Raw genomic sequence first — 15,146 nt, 5'->3', positions numbered from 1 at the left:
TATGGTTGACAAAGTCAACATAATGCGGGTATCTTGTTGACTAAATCAACATTCTAGCCAATCAAGAAAGCCGTTGTCCATGACCCATGCTTCCTCCGTCGATACCGTTATCACCCCCACCACCGCCCCGTTGCGCGTCGAGCGCGTGCGCCACGGCCTCAGTTCGCGCCACATGCAGCTCATGTCGCGGGAAATCGTCAGTCCCGGCTTCGTGCGCGTGACGCTGGGCGGTGCCGATCTGTCGAACTTCGCCAGCGTGGGCTTCGATGACCACGTCAAGCTGCTGCTGCCCGCTGCGGGCCAGGAAAAGCCGACGTTGCCCACCCTGATCGATGGCCGCCCGCATTTCGAGGGCGGCCAGCGCCCGACAGCCCGTGACTTCACGCCCGTGCGCTGGGACTCTGCCAAGGGCACGATGGTGCTCGAGTTCGCCATGCACGAAGCGGGCCCTGCCGCACAGTGGGCGGCCACGGCCCAGATCGGCCAATGGGTGGGCATTGCAGGCCCGCGCGGCAGCATGGTCGTGCCCACGGCCTTTGAATGGCATTGGCTGCTTGGGGACGCCAGCGCCTTGCCCGCCATCGAGCGCCGCCTTGCCGAACTGCCCGCCGGCGCGCGCGCCACGGTCCGCGTGCAGCTTGATCACACGGCCGACCAACGTCCGCTCGCGAGTGCCGCGCAGGTCGATCTGCAATGGGTGGACTCGCTCGACGCTGCCGCTCAAGAGCTGTCGATTCCAGAAGGCGACGGCTTCGTCTGGGCTGCGGGCGAGCACAACGACATGGCGCAGCTGCGCCGCACGCTGCTCGCCAAGCCGGGCGTGGATGCCAAGCGCATGCGCATCGCCGCGTACTGGAAGCGTGGCGAAATCGCGCACCACGCCGAGCTGAGTGAGGACTGATCAGCGCGAAACCATCAGCGCGGGTTGGTGAGCTGATCGATCACCGGGTCGCCGCTCGATCCCGGCGGGGTGGGGCCGGTACCGGACGTGATCGAGGTGGTCGCGGGTGGAGACAGGTGCAGGCCGGCTTCGCGCAATGATTTGAGTATCTCGAACAGCAGATCGCTGCGCACGCTGCCCGTGTTGCGCGGATTGCCGATGTAGCCGATGGCGAGGAACATCAGCGTGCCGTTCTGTATGCCCTCGAGCTGCACCACGGGCGCGGGGCTGTCCTGGATGCTCGGGTGCGAGGTGTAGGCCTCGAGAATGATCTGGCGCATGCGCGGCGCGTCGGTGTCCAACGGCGCGGGCAGGTTCAGCATCACGCGTCCCGGCGCGCCCGCGAGCGTCATGTTGCGCACGGACTTGGTGATGAATTCCGAGTTCGGCACGATCATCGTCGAACGATCCGAGAGCTGGATCTCCGTGGCCCGCACGTTCACTCGGCGCACGTCGCCTTCGGTGTCGCCGAGCTTCACCCAGTCGCCCACGCGCACGGGCCGCTCGGCCAGCAGAATCAGGCCCGAGATGAAGTTCTGCACGATGGCCTGCAGCCCGAAGCCGATGCCCACCGACAGCGCGCTCGCCACCCAGGCGATGCGCTCCACGCTGATGCCAAGCCCCGCCAGCGCTGCCGCGATCACGACCACGCCGCTCACATACCCCATCAGCGTGGTGATCGAACTGCGCATGCCGGGTTCGAGCGAGGTGTTGGGGAAGAACTGGTTGGTGAGCCAGCGCTTGAACAGATGGATGGCGAAGAAGCCGAGACAGATCACCGCCGCCGCTGTGAGCAGGGCCTGGGGCGCGATGGTGAAGTCGCCGAACTTGAGGCTGTGATCGACCGAGGAGCCGCGGCGGAACACCTCGTCGGGTGCGGTTCCGAGCGGCGCCATCAACGCGATCACCATGTAGAAGAACAGCGCCACGCGCAGCACGCCCGAGGCCAGCACCGCCACCTGATCGAGCAGCTTGGCGTCGATGCCGAGCGACGCTTGCACGCGCGATCCGAAGCCTCCGTGGGACGACAGCAGCGACTCGCACAGATCATCGGTGAGCTTGAACAGGAGATACATCGTGGACAGCACCACCATGGTCCACACCATCTGCCGCGCTATCGTGGCCGCCAGCGCCACGAAGCCGAGCGCGGCCAGCACGACGACGGCGATCAGCGCAACCCCGGCTGCAGCGGCCAGCATGCCGAACCACCACGGGCGCTCGCTGAGCTGCGCGGCGCTTTCTGCGGCGGCCTCCTTCGGTTCGTCGGCCGACGCCATCTGCGAATCGGGCGTGCGCAGATGGCGCAGCGCGGACAGCGTGATGAACGCCGCGAGCAGCGCGGAAACGATGTGCACCAGCACTTCCGAAGAAATGCTGAGCCCCGCGATGGCGCTGACTTCGGTCGCCACGCCGCCGAGCGCCGACGAGAGCGCAAACCACCACGGAAACGGACTCAGACGGCGCGCAAGGTCGTCCGAGATCAGCAGCAGTCGCCATGTCGAACGCTTGCTCGACAGCAGCGAATGCCCGAGCGCGATCACGTAGCTGCCATAGGCGGCCATCTGCAGGCAGATGGACTCCAGTGCCTGCAGCGGCTCGTCGAATTCCGCGTTCAGCCGCAGCCCGTTCCAGGCGATCTTCACGGCCAGCGTGACGATCAGCACATTGAGCACCACGGCAATGCTGGCCATCAGCGTGCGGCGCAGGCGCCCGGACGGCAAGCGTGATGGCAGCACCCGCACCAGAATCCGCTCGGCGGCCCAGGTGCCGCCGATGATCAGCAGCAGCGCGCCCAGCATGTGCAGTGCGAAGTTGTTGCGCTTGCGCGGCGTGGAGGTGGCCTCGGCCGCCGTCGCGCGGAGGTCGTCACCAAGCATCTGCAGCCGCTCCAGATCGTCGCGCGCTGCCAGCTTCCACACCTTCCAGAACGAGGGCGTGAGCGGCGACTCCACCCGTGCGGTCAGCGTGGCCTGGAACTGCGCGCGCCGCTGCTTGAGGATGTCCGCACTGCGCTGCTCCGCATCCACGCCGATGAGCCGAGCCAGCTTGAGATCCGAATCAATGGCCGAGCGCTGCTTGTTGAGCGTGGCCCGCTGCTCCGCCACATCCGGTGCGTCGGCGGGCGACCCTTTCTCCGGTGTTGGCCCAAGCCCCGCGAGGCGTCCATCGACATCGGCCAGCTCACTCGTCCGCTGCTTGGCAAGCCGCTCCGCTGCCGCGCCGATTCCGTTGAGCTGACCCAGCAGCTTGCGCGCATCCGTGTCCTCGGTGAGCTTGGCCGGGATGGCATCCAGTTGCTTGCGCAGATCGTCCGGCTGCGGTAGCGGCGGCCCCGGGTCCGCATCCGCATTCGTTTGCATCGTGTTCGCGGCATGCGCTTCCATGGCGGGCGACAGTACGCACATGCACGTGACAAGCAGCGAAATCAAACAGACCCCGACCACGGTGGCCCACGAACGACGGGGCGAAGTATCCAGCGTGCAGTGTGTGAGATCCATACGGACTAGAGTGCGAATTGCAGAAAGCAAACCACCACTGTAGCGCCAGCACAGGCATCCTCTCGTAGGAACGCGCGCACAAGCCAGCGGCACGAGCAAAGCGAAGTGCCGAACACGCCTCTTCCAGTCTGACTTCCGGCGGTTGTCCGAGCGGAGCGCGCAGCGCGAAGTCGAGTTCCGCCGGAGGACTTCAAAGCGCGTTTTGGGTCACCTTTTGCGCGCAAGCAAAAGGTGACTCCGCCGCCGGGCGGAACTCCCGGCCTGCGTCCTCAAAGAAGATGCTGGAGCGCAGCCGGAACGCGCCTGCAAAACAGGTGAAAGAGCAGGCTCAGCCCGCAGGACTGAACAAATCCACCCGATCGGTAATGATGCAATCCGTGCCGATGTCAAGCAAGCGCTTGGCCTCCCACTCATCATTCACGGTGTAGCTGCTGCACCGCATCCCCGCTCCATGCACCCGCGCCACCAGCGCCGGATTCCACAGCGCATGGTTCAGCACCATCGCCACACATCCCAGTTCCAGCGCGATCGCAATGTCCGCCTCGCCGGTCCCGTCGGCAAACTTGTCGACCAGCAGTCCGCGCGGAACATCCGGTGCCGCAGCTTTCGCGCCGCGCAGCGAATCGGGCTTGAACGAGGTGAACAGCGGCGGCACCTGGTCCTTGGGCCAGAGTCGGTTCATCAGCTCGCCGGTGGCGCGGCCCGTGGCTTCTTCCTGACCGGGCGTGGGTTTGATCTCCACGTTCAGATGCAGATGGTTGGCGATGCACCAGCGCGCGAGCGACTCGAGCGTGGGCAGGTGTTCGCCTGCGAACGAACGCGAGTGCCACGCGCCCGCGTCGAGCTGCGCGAGCTCGCCCATGGGGCGGTCGCTGCCGGTGCCCACGCCATTGGTGGTGCGCTTGAGATCGGTGTCATGCATGAGGAACAGCACGCCATCCTGGCTGAGCTTGGCGTCGCATTCGAACATGCGGTAGCCATACGATGCGCCCATGCGGAACGCGACCATGGTGTTCTCGGGCGCGAGCTTGCCCGCGCCACGATGCGCCACCCAGCGCGGATAGGGCCATGCGGCCAGTGCAGTCATACAGGTTCTCCAAATTTGAGCAGGTTGCCGTGCGGGTCGATCACATACAGCTCGCGCATGCCCCATTCGCGGTCTTGTGGTAGGGCGAGCGTGAGTCCGCGTGCGGCGAAGTCGGCATGCAGCGCGTCGGTGTCTGCGCGCACGTAGCAGGATGAATTGCGCGGCAGCTCGGTGTTGTCGCCGCAGGGCCAGAAATGGATTTCGCAGCCCTCGCGCGCAACGATCAGGTAGGTGCCGGGCATGGACAGCAAAACTTGAAAGCCGAGTATTTGAACGTAAAAAGCCTCGCTGACCGCGAGGTCCGGCGATGGAAGCACCGGGACCGTGGAGTGAATCAGCGAGGCCATGTTCGATTTCCCGAAAGGAAACGATTGTGCTAGATGCGCTTGCCCGTGTTGACGTCGAAGGTATGGACGCGGTCCGCGCGTGGCGTGACATGGATGACGTCGCCGCTGTTCGGCGTGAACGTGCCTTCCTCGACGCGCACGACGAGCTGCTCATCGTCGCTGCCGCCTTGCACGCGGCCGTAGATCAGGCGCTCGGCGCCCAGCAGCTCGACGGTGTCGACGACGACGGACCAGCCGCTGTTCGGCGTGATGTCCAGGTGCTCGGGGCGGATGCCGAAGATCGTGCCCGCCCGGGTGCCCGGCGCCGACTTGAGCAGGTTCATCGGAGGCGATCCGATGAAGCTCGCGACGAAGGTCGACGCGGGTCGGTGGTAGACCTCCTCGGGTGTGCCGAACTGCTCGACCAGGCCGCCGTTCATCACCAGCATGCGCTGGGCGAGCGTCATCGCTTCGACCTGATCGTGCGTGACGAACAGGCTGGTGATGCCCAGTGTCTGGTGGCGCTTCTGGATCTCGATGCGGGTCTGCGCGCGCAGCTTGGCGTCGAGGTTGGAGAGCGGTTCATCGAACAGGAAGACCTGCGGCTTGCGCACGATGGCGCGGCCCATGGCCACACGCTGGCGCTGGCCGCCGGAGAGTTGACGCGGCTTGCGATCGAGCAGGTGCGAGAGCTCAAGGATCTTGGCCGCACCGTCGACGCGCTGCTTGATCTCGTCCATCGGCACGTTCTTGATCTTCAGGCCGTAGGCCATGTTGTCGAATACGCTCATGTGCGGGTACAGCGCGTAGTTCTGGAACACCATGGCGATGTCGCGCTGTGCGGGCTCGAGATTGTTCACCACGCGGTCTCCGATGGAGATCGTGCCGCCCGAGATTTCCTCAAGGCCCGCGACCATGCGCAGCAGCGTCGATTTGCCGCAGCCCGAGGGGCCGACGATGACGATGAACTCGCCATCCTTGATGTCTGCATTCACGCCGTGGATGACGGGCACGGCCTGCTTGCCGACTCCGTATTGCTTGACGACGTCTTTGAGTGTGATGGATGCCATATGAAAAACTTTGAATTCGTTCTGGTTGAAGCTGGTTGTGTGGGGTGCCTGGGGGTTACTTTTCGGTATCCACCAGGCCCTTGACGAACCACTTCTGCATCAGGATCACCACCAGCGCGGGCGGCAGCATGGCGATGATGGTCGTGGCCATCGCGACGTTCCAATCGATGGCCGCTTCGCCGCCACCGGCCACCATGCGCTTGATGCCGATGACCACGGGGTACATGTCTTCCGAGGTGGTCATGAGCAGCGGCCAGAGATACTGGTTCCAGCCGTAGATGAACTGGATCACGAACAGCGCGGCAATCGAGGTCTTCGACAGCGGCACCAGCACGTCCTTGAAGAAGCGCATGGGGCCCGCGCCGTCGATGCGCGCGGCTTCCACGAGTTCATCGGGAACGGTCAGGAAGAACTGGCGGAACAGGAACGTGGCCGTCGCCGACGCGATCAGTGGCAGCGTGAGACCGGCGTAGCTGTTGAGCAGGCCCAGATCGGCCACCACCTTGTAGGTGGGCAGAATGCGCACTTCCACCGGCAGCATCAGCGTCACGAAGATCAGCCAGAAGCACAGCTGCTTGAACGGAAAGCGGAAGTAGACGATGGCGAAGGCCGAGAGCAGCGAGATCGCGATCTTGCCCACGGTGATGACCATGGCGGTCACGAAGCTCACCCACATCATGCGCACCAGATCGGTGTTGGAGCCGAGCTTGCCCGATCCGAACAGCGCGGCCTTGTAGCTTTCCAGCATGTTGGTGCCGGGCCACAGCGGCATGGGCGCCTGCACGATTTCCTGCGCGGTGTGGGTGGAGGCGATGAGCGCCAGATAGATGGGAAAGGCCACGATGGCCACGCCGAGAATCATCACGGCGTGAGACAGCACATCGAGCCAGGGACGTCGGTCAATCATGCTCAGTACTGCACTTTCTTTTCAACATAACGGAACTGGATCACGGTCAGCGCGATGACGATGAACATCAGGATCACCGACTGCGCGGCCGAGCCACCGAGATCGAGCGCCTTGAAGCCGTCGAGGTACACCTTGTAGACCAGGATGGTCGTGGACTGTCCGGGGCCGCCGTGCGTGGTCGCGTCGATGATGCCGAAGGTGTCGAAGAACGCGTAGACGATGTTGATCACCAGAAGGAAGAACGTGGTGGGCGAGAGCAGCGGCAGCTGCACGTTCAGGAAGCGGCGCCATGGCCCGGCACCGTCGATCGACGCGGCTTCGATGAGCGACTTCGGAATCGATTGCAGACCCGCGAGGAAGAACAGGAAGTTGTAGGAGATCTGCTTCCAGACGGCCGCCATCACGATCAGCGCCATGGCCTGGTTCTCGTTCATGAGAAAGTTCCAGTTGTAGCCAATGCGCTCCAGCGCGTACGACACCACGCCGAGGGAAGGCGAGAACATGAACACCCACAGCACACCGGCGATCACGGGCGCGACGGCGTAGGGCACGATCAGCAGCGTCTTGTAGACCATGGCGAAGCGCACGATGCGGTCCGCAAAGATGGCCAGCGCCAAAGACACGGCGATGCCCACGCCCGCCACCAGCACCGAGAAGATGGCCGTGCGGTAGAAGGATTCGAGATAGGAAGCGTCGTTGAAGAGCTGAATGAAGTTGTCAAAGCCAACCCATTCCTTGCTCAGACCGAATGCGTCCTCCATCTGGAAGGACTGCAGGATGGCCTGCGCGGCAGGCCAGAAGAAGAAGATGCCGATGATGGCCATCTGCGGCAGCAGCAACAGCCAGGGCAGCCAGGCGGAGCGGAAAAGGACTCGTTTTTCCATATGCCTTCAAAAACCAAAAAACCGCCGAAGCCTTTTTGAGGCTGCGGAGGTATGTGAAAAAATGCGGCTTGCGCCTCACGCCCACTGGGACACGAGGCGCATGCGCCGATACCGGACTGTCTGCTTACTTGCCCTTGTTGGCCGCTTCGAAGCGAGCCAGCAGTTCATCGCCGCGCTTGACGATGGAGTTCAGAGCATCCTTGGCCGACTTCTTGCCGGCCCAGACCTGCTCGAGTTCTTCGTCCTCGATGGTGCGGATCTGCACGTAGTTGCCGAGGCGGATGCCGCGCGAGTTGTCGGTCACCTTGCGAATCATCTGGTTCACGGCGGTGTCGGTGCCGGGGTTCTTCTGATAGAAGCCCGACTTTTCGGTCAGATCGAACGAGGCCATCGTCACGGGCAGGTAGCCGGTGCGCTGGTGGCTCGCGGCCTGCACCTTGGTCTGCGAGATGAATTCGAAGAACTTGGCAACGCCCTTGTACTCCGCAGGCTTCTTGCCGGCCATCACCCACAGCGAAGCGCCGCCGATCACGGTGTTCTGCGGTGCGCCCTTCACGTCGGGGTAGTAGGGCAGCTGGGCGATGCCGTAGCCGAACTTGGCGTTCTTGGCCACGTCGCCGTAGAAGCCGGACGAGGTCTGGATCATCGCGCACTCACCGGACACGAACGAAGCCTGGGGCAGCGAGCCGCGGCCCTTGTAGACGAATTCGCCCGCCTTGGCAGCCTTTTCGAGGTCTTCGATGTGGCGCACGTGCAGTGGCGAATTGACCTTCATGCGGGCCTTGTAGCCGTCCTTGCTCAGACCGTTCTGGTGCGTGGCGAACTCGACGTTGTGCCAGGTGGAGAACGACTCGAGCTGGGTCCAGCCCATCCACGCCAGCGTCATCGGGCAGCTGTGACCGCTGGCCTTGAGCTTCTTGGCGGCTTCGAAGACTTCGGGCCAGGTGGCCGGCGCCTTGTCGGCGTTCAGGCCGGCCTTCTTGAAGGCGTCCTTGTTGTAGTAGAAAACGGTGGTCGAGCTGTTGAACGGGAAGCTCAGCATCTGGCCGTTGGGGGCCGTGTAGTACGACGCGACGGCGGGGATGTAGGCCTTGGGGTCGAAAGTCACGCCGTTGTCCGACAGCACCTTGGCGACGGGAACGGTGGCTCCCTTGGAGGCCATCATCGTGGCCGTGCCCACTTCGAACACTTGCAGGATGTGCGGAGCGCCGCCCGAGCGGAAGGCCGCCACGGCAGCCGTCATGGTCTCGTCGTAGGTTCCCTTGTAAGTGGGGATGACCTTGAATTCCTTCTGGCTCTCGTTGAACTGTTTGGCCAGATCGTTGACCCATTCGTTGTTCACGGCGGTCATCGCGTGCCACCACTGGATTTCGGTTTGCGCTTGTGCAGCAATGCCGGTGGTTGCGACGAGTGTGGCCAGCGCCAGTTGCTTGATCCGCATGTAGGCTCCTATGGATGTAGAGAGTGGATTATTTGCGGCGAGATGGTAACTCGCCCAATGTGACAAGAAGATGTCGTTGTCGCACAGCAAGAAAGTGCTCACAACAGGGGAAATACGGTGAGGGCCGTGGCTTGCAATGACTATTGACAATGACAGTCACAAAGTTCTGTCATGAATTGTGCTCCATTTTGAGCGCTGCAATTGTCATCGATAAAGCAAGGTTTTGTGCAATGCACAATGCTGTGGGAAACGCGTATTCAAACTCCTGCGCATCGCAGGCAATCGAAGGGGAATGCATGAACGCCAAGACGACTTCACTGGACAAAAGCAAGATCAAATTCCTGTTGCTGGAAGGGATTCATCCCAGCGCACTGGAGGTGCTGCACGCGTCCGGTTACACCCATGTCGAGACGGTGAAGGGCGCTCTGTCCGATGAGGAGCTCAAGGAGCGCATCACCGACGTGCACTTTCTTGGCATCCGTTCGCGCACCCAGCTCACGGCCGAGGTGCTGGCCCACGCGCACAAGCTCGTGGCCGTGGGCGCCTTCTGCATCGGCACCAACCAGATCGACCTGCAGGCGGCGCGCGAACATGGCGTGGTCGCCTTCAATGCCCCTTATTCCAATACCCGGTCGGTGGCCGAGCTGGTGCTGGCCGAGGCGATTCTGCTGCTGCGTGGCATTCCCGCCAAGAATGCGGCGGTGCACCGTGGCGGCTGGAGCAAGAGTGCGGAGCAGTCCTACGAGGCGCGCGGCAAGACGCTGGGCATCGTCGGCTATGGCTCCATCGGCACGCAGCTCTCGGTGCTGGCCGAGTCGCTGGGCATGAAGGTGATCTTTCACGACGTGGTCAGCAAGCTGCCGCTGGGCAACGCGCACCAAGTGTCGCTCAACGAGTTGCTGGCGCAAAGCGATGTGGTGACTCTGCATGTGCCCGAGTTGCCGTCGACGCAGTGGATGATCGGCGCGGAGCAGATCGCCAAGATGAAGCCCGGGGCGATTTTGCTCAACGCGTCACGCGGAACCGTGGTCGAGATCGACCCGCTCGCTGCGGCGCTGAAGTCCGGTCACCTCGCGGGCGCGGCGGTGGACGTGTTCCCGGTCGAGCCGCGCTCGAATGCCGACATTTTCGAGTCGCCGCTGCGTGGGCTGGACAACGTCATTCTCACGCCCCACATCGGCGGATCGACGATGGAGGCGCAGGCCAACATCGGGCTCGAGGTGGCGGAAAAGCTGGTCAAGTTCAGTGACAACGGGACCACCACCTCGTCGGTGAATTTCCCCGAAGTGGCGCTGCCTGCGCATCCGGGCAAGCATCGTTTGCTGCACATCCACAAGAACGTGCCGGGCGTGCTTTCGCAGATCAATCAGATTCTTTCGGAGAACCACATCAACATTTCCGCGCAGTTTTTGCAGACGAATGAGACGCTTGGATATGTTGTCATCGATCTCGACGCCAAGTCCTCCGATCTGGCCCTGGAGAAGTTGGCCAAGGTGCCGGGGACGATTCGCTCTCGCGTTTTGTTCTGATTTTTGTTGCTGTGACTGACGAAGCCTTGCGGCTTCGATGGTGAGTCGTGCGGAGGCGCAGAGATGGGGCTTGATCCTTCGTTGCGCCTCCTTGCCGTACGAGAGTACTGTCAGCGTCGGCGACGCCTCGTCTCAAGCCCCATCTCTGCGTTGTGGTGGGGGATCTTGGGGCTGGTGTGCTTCGGAGGCGCGCTGTTTTGAATGCGGGATCGATGCAGCCGCTCCCACCGTTACTGCGCTGCGAGCTGGATCTTGCCTGCTTGGACCACCTTTCCCCATCGTGAGTAATCGGTTCTGATCAGCGACGCGAACTCGGTGGGCGTGTTGTATTCCACGCTGATGCCGCGCTCCTGCAGGTCGTGGTCGGTCTGTGGGGCGCGGGCGATGGTGTGGAGTTCTTTTTGCAGGCGTGCGACGATGGGAGCTGGCGTGTTGGCTGGGACGACCACGCCGAACCAGCCGGAGCTGATGAAGCTGGGCAGGCCGGCTTCGGGGGCGCTTGGCACGTCGGGCAACTGGGGCGAGCGAGTAGCGGCGGTCTGCACCAGACCTTGCAGCTTGCCGGCCCTGATCTGCGGAGCCAGCACGGTGAGCGTGTCGATGGCGAGGTCGACCTCGCCGCCGAGCGCTGCGGTGACTGCGGGTGCGCTGCCCTTGTAGGGGACATGCAGCAGCTCGCTGCCCGAGAGGTTCTGCAGCAGCTCGCCGGTCAGGTGGCAGAGCGTGCCGCTGCCGCAGGAGGAGTAGGTCACCTTGCCTGGATTGGCCTTGGCGCGCGCGAGCAGTTCGGGCAGAGAGTGGATCTGCAGCTTGGGGTTGATCGCGACAACGTTGTGCACCGAGGCGACGAGCGAGACCGGGGTGAAATCCTTCACCGGATCAAAGCGCAGATTGCTTTGCAGATGCGGCAGCACGGTGAGCTGGCCGCTGGTGGCGAGCGAGATCGTGTAACCGTCGGGTGCAGCGCGTGCCACGTATTCGGCGGCGATCGCCGTGCCTGCGCCGGCCTTGTTGTCGACGATCACCGGCTGGCCCAGCGCGCGGGTCAGCTTGTCGGCGTAGTAGCGGCCAATGGCATCCGCCGCGCCGCCGGGCGGGAACGGAACCACCAGCTTGACGGGGCGCGACGGCCAGCTTTCGGCGGAGACGGGCAGGCTCGTCAGCATGGGAACTGCGGCGGCGAGCGCGATGGCGGCGAAGCGAAAGCGCAATTGAAAGCGCAATGGAAAACGTAATTGAAAACGTGGAGGCTTCATGGTGTGGTGCAGTGCTTTGGTCATGTCGCCACGATAGGCAGCGAGGCCGCGGGCGTGAACAAAGAAAAGCATGCTTGCTTATGCGCTGCGTGATCTGCAGGACGGTGTTCCTGCATATTCGGAAAACGCGGTTTCTTAGTTTGAAAACTTCGTGGGCATCAGCAGTGGTTGCATGGTCTGATCGCTGCAGTTCTGAAGTGAAGCAACAGGAAATTCATGTCCGTTTTATTGATAGCCGGGAGCCCGTCCGAGCGCTCGCGGTCGGCCACATTGCTGGCTCACGTGGGTCAACGTCTGGCAGCGCATCGCGTCCATGTGGAGACTCTGAATGTCCGCAATCTGAATGCGCTCGCGCTGCTGCAGGCGCAGTTCGATCACCCTGACGTGGTGAAGGCCGCGCAGCAGGTGGCGAACGCCACGGTGATCGTGGTGGCCACGCCCGTCTACAAGGCCGCGTACAGCGGCGTGCTCAAGGTGTTTCTCGATCTGCTGCCGCAGACCGCGCTGCAGGGAAAGACCGTTTTGCCGCTGGCCACGGGCGGCAGCCCGCATCATATGCTGGCGCTCGATTACGCGCTGCGCCCGGTGCTGCAGGCGCTGGGCGCCAAGCAGATTCTCTCCGGCATCTACGCAACGGATGCGCAGGTCACGCATCTGCCGGAGGGCGGTGGCGTTCTGCATCCCGACGTGTCGAATCGCGTGGATGTGGCCGTGCAGACCTTGCTCTCCGAGGCGCTGCACGTGCGCGATGCGGGCTTTGCGCCGGTGCGGTTTGAGCAGGTGCGCTTGAGCGTTTGATGTCCGTTGCTTTGCACCCCGTTTCGCATATCGATTTCTGTTTTTCTTCCTTCGCCCATGCGCGTTGATTCGCTCCAATCAGGGCTGATTTCATTTCTCAAACGAAGGACGAAAAGATGAATGACGTGAGATACAAGGCGGGGGTAGTGATCGATTCGTTGGCGCGTCGCCGCTGGCTGCGCGCAGCGGGTGCCGCTGCGGCGACGGGCGCGGCCGCCGCGGTGGCGGGGCGGGTGTGGGCGGCGCCTGCGCTCAAGCCGGTGAAGCTGGCATGGAACGCGAATGCGATCTGCCTTTCCGCCGCGCCGGTGGCGCTGGAGCGCGGCATTTTCGAGAAGCACGGACTCAAGGTCGAGCTCGTGAATTTTGCGGGATCGACCGACCAGTTGCTCGAGGCGATTGCGACGTCCAAGGCCGACGCGGGCGTGGGCATGATCCATCGCTGGATCAAGCCGCTGGAGTCGGGATTTGACGTGAAGCTGGTTGGCAGTTCGCACGGCGGCTGCTCGCGTTTGGTGGGCTATGAGGCGGCCGGCGTGACCAGCCTTGCCAAGCTGAAAGGCAAGACGATTGCGGTCTCGGATCTGAATGCGCCCGGCAAGAATTTCTTCTCGGTGCTGCTCGCCAAGGCGGGGCTGGATCCCGAGCGCGATGTGCAGTGGCGTCAGTTTCCAGGGGACATGCTGGGCCTCGCCGTGGAGAAGGGAGAGGCGCATGCGATCGCCGATGGTGATCCGAACCTGCTGCTGATCCAGCGGCGCACCAAGGGGCTGGTCGATCTGGCGACGAATCTCTCGGGCGAGTATGCGGCCAAGACCTGCTGCGTGCTTGGCGTGAGCGGCGCGATGGTGCGCAACGACAAGGGCACGGCGGCGGCGCTCACCCGCGCCATCGTCGAGGCCTCCGATTTCGTCGCCGACAACCCGGCCGAGACCGCGCGCATCTACAGCCCCTACACCAAGGTGGCGGAGAGCGAATTGCGCGCGGTGCTCGCGACGCTCACGCACCGCAGTCATCCGGTGGGCAAGAACCTCAAGGACGAAATCGAGTTCTATGCGCGCGACTTCAAGCTCGTGAAAGTGCTCAAGCCAACGACCGATCCTGCGCGCTTCGCATCGCATGTGTTCGCCGATGTGCTGACCTGAGGCCGACCTGCGTTCGAGTTATGTCCGAGGTCTGGGTTGCATGGATTCTGGAGTGGCTGCTGGCCGCGCAGTTCGCGCTGCGAGACGGTCTGCATGCGCTTGGCCTCGCGCCGCTGGTCGCCGGTCAGCCCGCGTGGCCGTTCGCGCTGCGGCTGTCCGCGGAGATGATGTGGATCGATCCGGGACATGCGCGGCGTGTAGCGATCACCGGCATGTGCGCGGTGGCTGCGGTGCTGCTTTTCAGCGTGGCCATCGCGCTTGCGGCATTGCGCAGGCGAGTGCGCAGCGCGCTGGTTGCGGGCCTGATGGGCGTTGCGGTTTTCGCTTTGTTGGCGGCGCCGTGGCCCGCCGCGCATCTGCTCTTTGCACCGGCGGTGCCGACCAGCCTGCATCGCTCTGACAGCGGATTCCGGCCCGCCGACATCCTGCGTGGACAGGCGCTTTTTCAACAGAACTGCGCGCAATGCCATGGTGCGGATGCGCGAGGGCAGGGGCCGCTCGCGGCCACGCTGGGGCGCTGGCCGCCCGATCTGACCGGAGGGCTGCTGTGGAAGCGGCTCGAAGGCGAGCTGTTCTGGCGGGTGCGTCACGGCATGCGCGATGAACGCCTCGCGCGCGAGACCATGCCGGGCGCATCGCCGTCGCGACTCTCCGACGCCGACATCTGGCAGGTGCTCGACTACCTGCAGGCGCGCGCTTCGGGCCAGTCGCTGCGTGATCTGGGAACGTGGGAGCGCCCCGTGCGCATGCCCGCGTTTGCGCTGCGCTGCCGCTATGGCGGGGAGCGACGCAGCGACGGTTTGAAGGGGCAGCGCGTGCTGCTTGTCCTGCCCTCCGCAGCATCATCGCCCGCGCCGCAGGAAGACCCCCGCATGGTCTCGGTCATGGTGGGTTCGCGTGCGGATGTGGATGATCCCGAGTGCCTTGCCGAAGATGCGCAACTGCTGCCCGCTTTGGCCCTGTTGCTGGGCGAGCGTGAGCAGGATGCGCGCGGCTTTCAGCTGCTGGCGGATCGCGATGGCTGGCTGCGCGCGCGCTCGGCGCCGGGGCGATCCGCATGGTCCGAAGACGACCTGGTCTGCCGCACCGCAACCGCGACGGCTACAGGAGTGCAGCGCGCGGACAAGCCGGTGGCGGGTGCCGGTGCGCAGGGATTGGACGTGCTGCTGCGGCGCATGGACGAGGATCCGGTGAGGCCCGTGCGTGCCGGTTTTCCGCATTGAAAATCGCAGAACCTAACGCGTTTTTCTTCGTTGGAATCCCTG

13 protein-coding genes are annotated in these 15,146 nt (G+C 63.7%); 5 read left to right on the top strand and 8 right to left on the bottom strand.

From position 1 onward, the window contains the following. Positions 1 to 79: 79 nt before the first annotated feature. Positions 80 to 901: a siderophore-interacting protein gene (locus tag ISG32_RS04990; RefSeq protein ID WP_194769934.1), complete on the top strand. Its 822-nt coding sequence runs from the start codon at positions 80 to 82 to the stop codon at positions 899 to 901. A gap of 14 nt (positions 902 to 915) precedes the next feature. Here the strand turns inward: ISG32_RS04990 and ISG32_RS04985 are convergent, their stop codons facing one another. The 7 genes from ISG32_RS04985 to ugpB form a co-directional block, all read right to left on the bottom strand. Then, complete coding sequence (locus ISG32_RS04985; protein WP_407645028.1) at positions 916 to 3,438, bottom strand: DUF3772 domain-containing protein; 2,523 nt, start codon at positions 3,436 to 3,438, stop codon at positions 916 to 918. Positions 3,439 to 3,766: 328 nt separating this feature from the next. Then, on the bottom strand, positions 3,767 to 4,525 hold the full coding sequence (ugpQ, locus tag ISG32_RS04980; RefSeq protein WP_194769933.1) for a glycerophosphodiester phosphodiesterase: 759 nt from the start codon (positions 4,523 to 4,525) through the stop codon (positions 3,767 to 3,769). Then, the gene (locus ISG32_RS04975; RefSeq protein WP_194769932.1) at positions 4,522 to 4,872 is read right to left on the bottom strand and encodes a bleomycin resistance protein; all 351 of its coding nucleotides are present in this window, start codon (positions 4,870 to 4,872) and stop codon (positions 4,522 to 4,524) included. The genes ugpQ and ISG32_RS04975 overlap by 4 nt, the downstream gene beginning before the upstream one ends. A 29-nt stretch (positions 4,873 to 4,901) precedes the next feature. Beyond that, complete coding sequence (gene ugpC, locus ISG32_RS04970) at positions 4,902 to 5,921, bottom strand: sn-glycerol-3-phosphate ABC transporter ATP-binding protein UgpC (RefSeq protein ID WP_194769931.1); 1,020 nt, start codon at positions 5,919 to 5,921, stop codon at positions 4,902 to 4,904. Between the two features lie 55 nt (positions 5,922 to 5,976). Continuing rightward, a complete protein-coding gene (gene ugpE / locus ISG32_RS04965) occupies positions 5,977 to 6,828 on the bottom strand; it encodes a sn-glycerol-3-phosphate ABC transporter permease UgpE (protein WP_194769930.1) in 852 nt (283 codons plus the stop codon). Positions 6,829 to 6,830: 2 nt separating this feature from the next. Then, the gene (gene ugpA / locus ISG32_RS04960; RefSeq protein WP_194769929.1) at positions 6,831 to 7,712 is read right to left on the bottom strand and encodes a sn-glycerol-3-phosphate ABC transporter permease UgpA; all 882 of its coding nucleotides are present in this window, start codon (positions 7,710 to 7,712) and stop codon (positions 6,831 to 6,833) included. Positions 7,713 to 7,836: 124 nt separating this feature from the next. Next, a complete protein-coding gene (ugpB, locus tag ISG32_RS04955; protein ID WP_194769928.1) occupies positions 7,837 to 9,153 on the bottom strand; it encodes a sn-glycerol-3-phosphate ABC transporter substrate-binding protein UgpB in 1,317 nt (438 codons plus the stop codon). Between the two features lie 296 nt (positions 9,154 to 9,449). Between ugpB and serA the strand changes: the two genes are divergently transcribed. Next, a complete protein-coding gene (serA, locus tag ISG32_RS04950; protein ID WP_194769927.1) occupies positions 9,450 to 10,682 on the top strand; it encodes a phosphoglycerate dehydrogenase in 1,233 nt (410 codons plus the stop codon). Positions 10,683 to 10,912: 230 nt separating this feature from the next. Here serA and ISG32_RS04945 read toward each other — a convergent pair whose 3' ends face one another. Continuing rightward, on the bottom strand, positions 10,913 to 11,962 hold the full coding sequence (locus tag ISG32_RS04945; protein WP_228529608.1) for a Bug family tripartite tricarboxylate transporter substrate binding protein: 1,050 nt from the start codon (positions 11,960 to 11,962) through the stop codon (positions 10,913 to 10,915). A gap of 192 nt (positions 11,963 to 12,154) precedes the next feature. On the opposite strand from ISG32_RS04945, the gene ssuE reads away from it, so the two are divergent. The 3 genes from ssuE (at position 12,155) to ISG32_RS04930 (ending at position 15,104) form a co-directional block, all read left to right on the top strand. Continuing rightward, the gene (ssuE, locus tag ISG32_RS04940) at positions 12,155 to 12,736 is read left to right on the top strand and encodes an NADPH-dependent FMN reductase (protein ID WP_194769926.1); all 582 of its coding nucleotides are present in this window, start codon (positions 12,155 to 12,157) and stop codon (positions 12,734 to 12,736) included. A 116-nt stretch (positions 12,737 to 12,852) separates the two neighbouring features. Next, positions 12,853 to 13,881: an ABC transporter substrate-binding protein gene (locus ISG32_RS04935; RefSeq protein ID WP_194769925.1), complete on the top strand. Its 1,029-nt coding sequence runs from the start codon at positions 12,853 to 12,855 to the stop codon at positions 13,879 to 13,881. 20 nt (positions 13,882 to 13,901) lie between these two features. Next, the gene (locus ISG32_RS04930; protein ID WP_194769924.1) at positions 13,902 to 15,104 is read left to right on the top strand and encodes a c-type cytochrome; all 1,203 of its coding nucleotides are present in this window, start codon (positions 13,902 to 13,904) and stop codon (positions 15,102 to 15,104) included. Positions 15,105 to 15,146 lie beyond the last annotated feature (42 nt).

Origin of the sequence: Diaphorobacter caeni (assembly GCF_015354245.1) — a bacterium.
Lineage (GTDB): Bacteria > Pseudomonadota > Gammaproteobacteria > Burkholderiales > Burkholderiaceae_C > Diaphorobacter_A > Diaphorobacter_A caeni.
The sequence above is the reverse complement of the archived record's forward strand: the minus strand, read 5'-3'. Positions and strand labels throughout refer to the sequence as shown.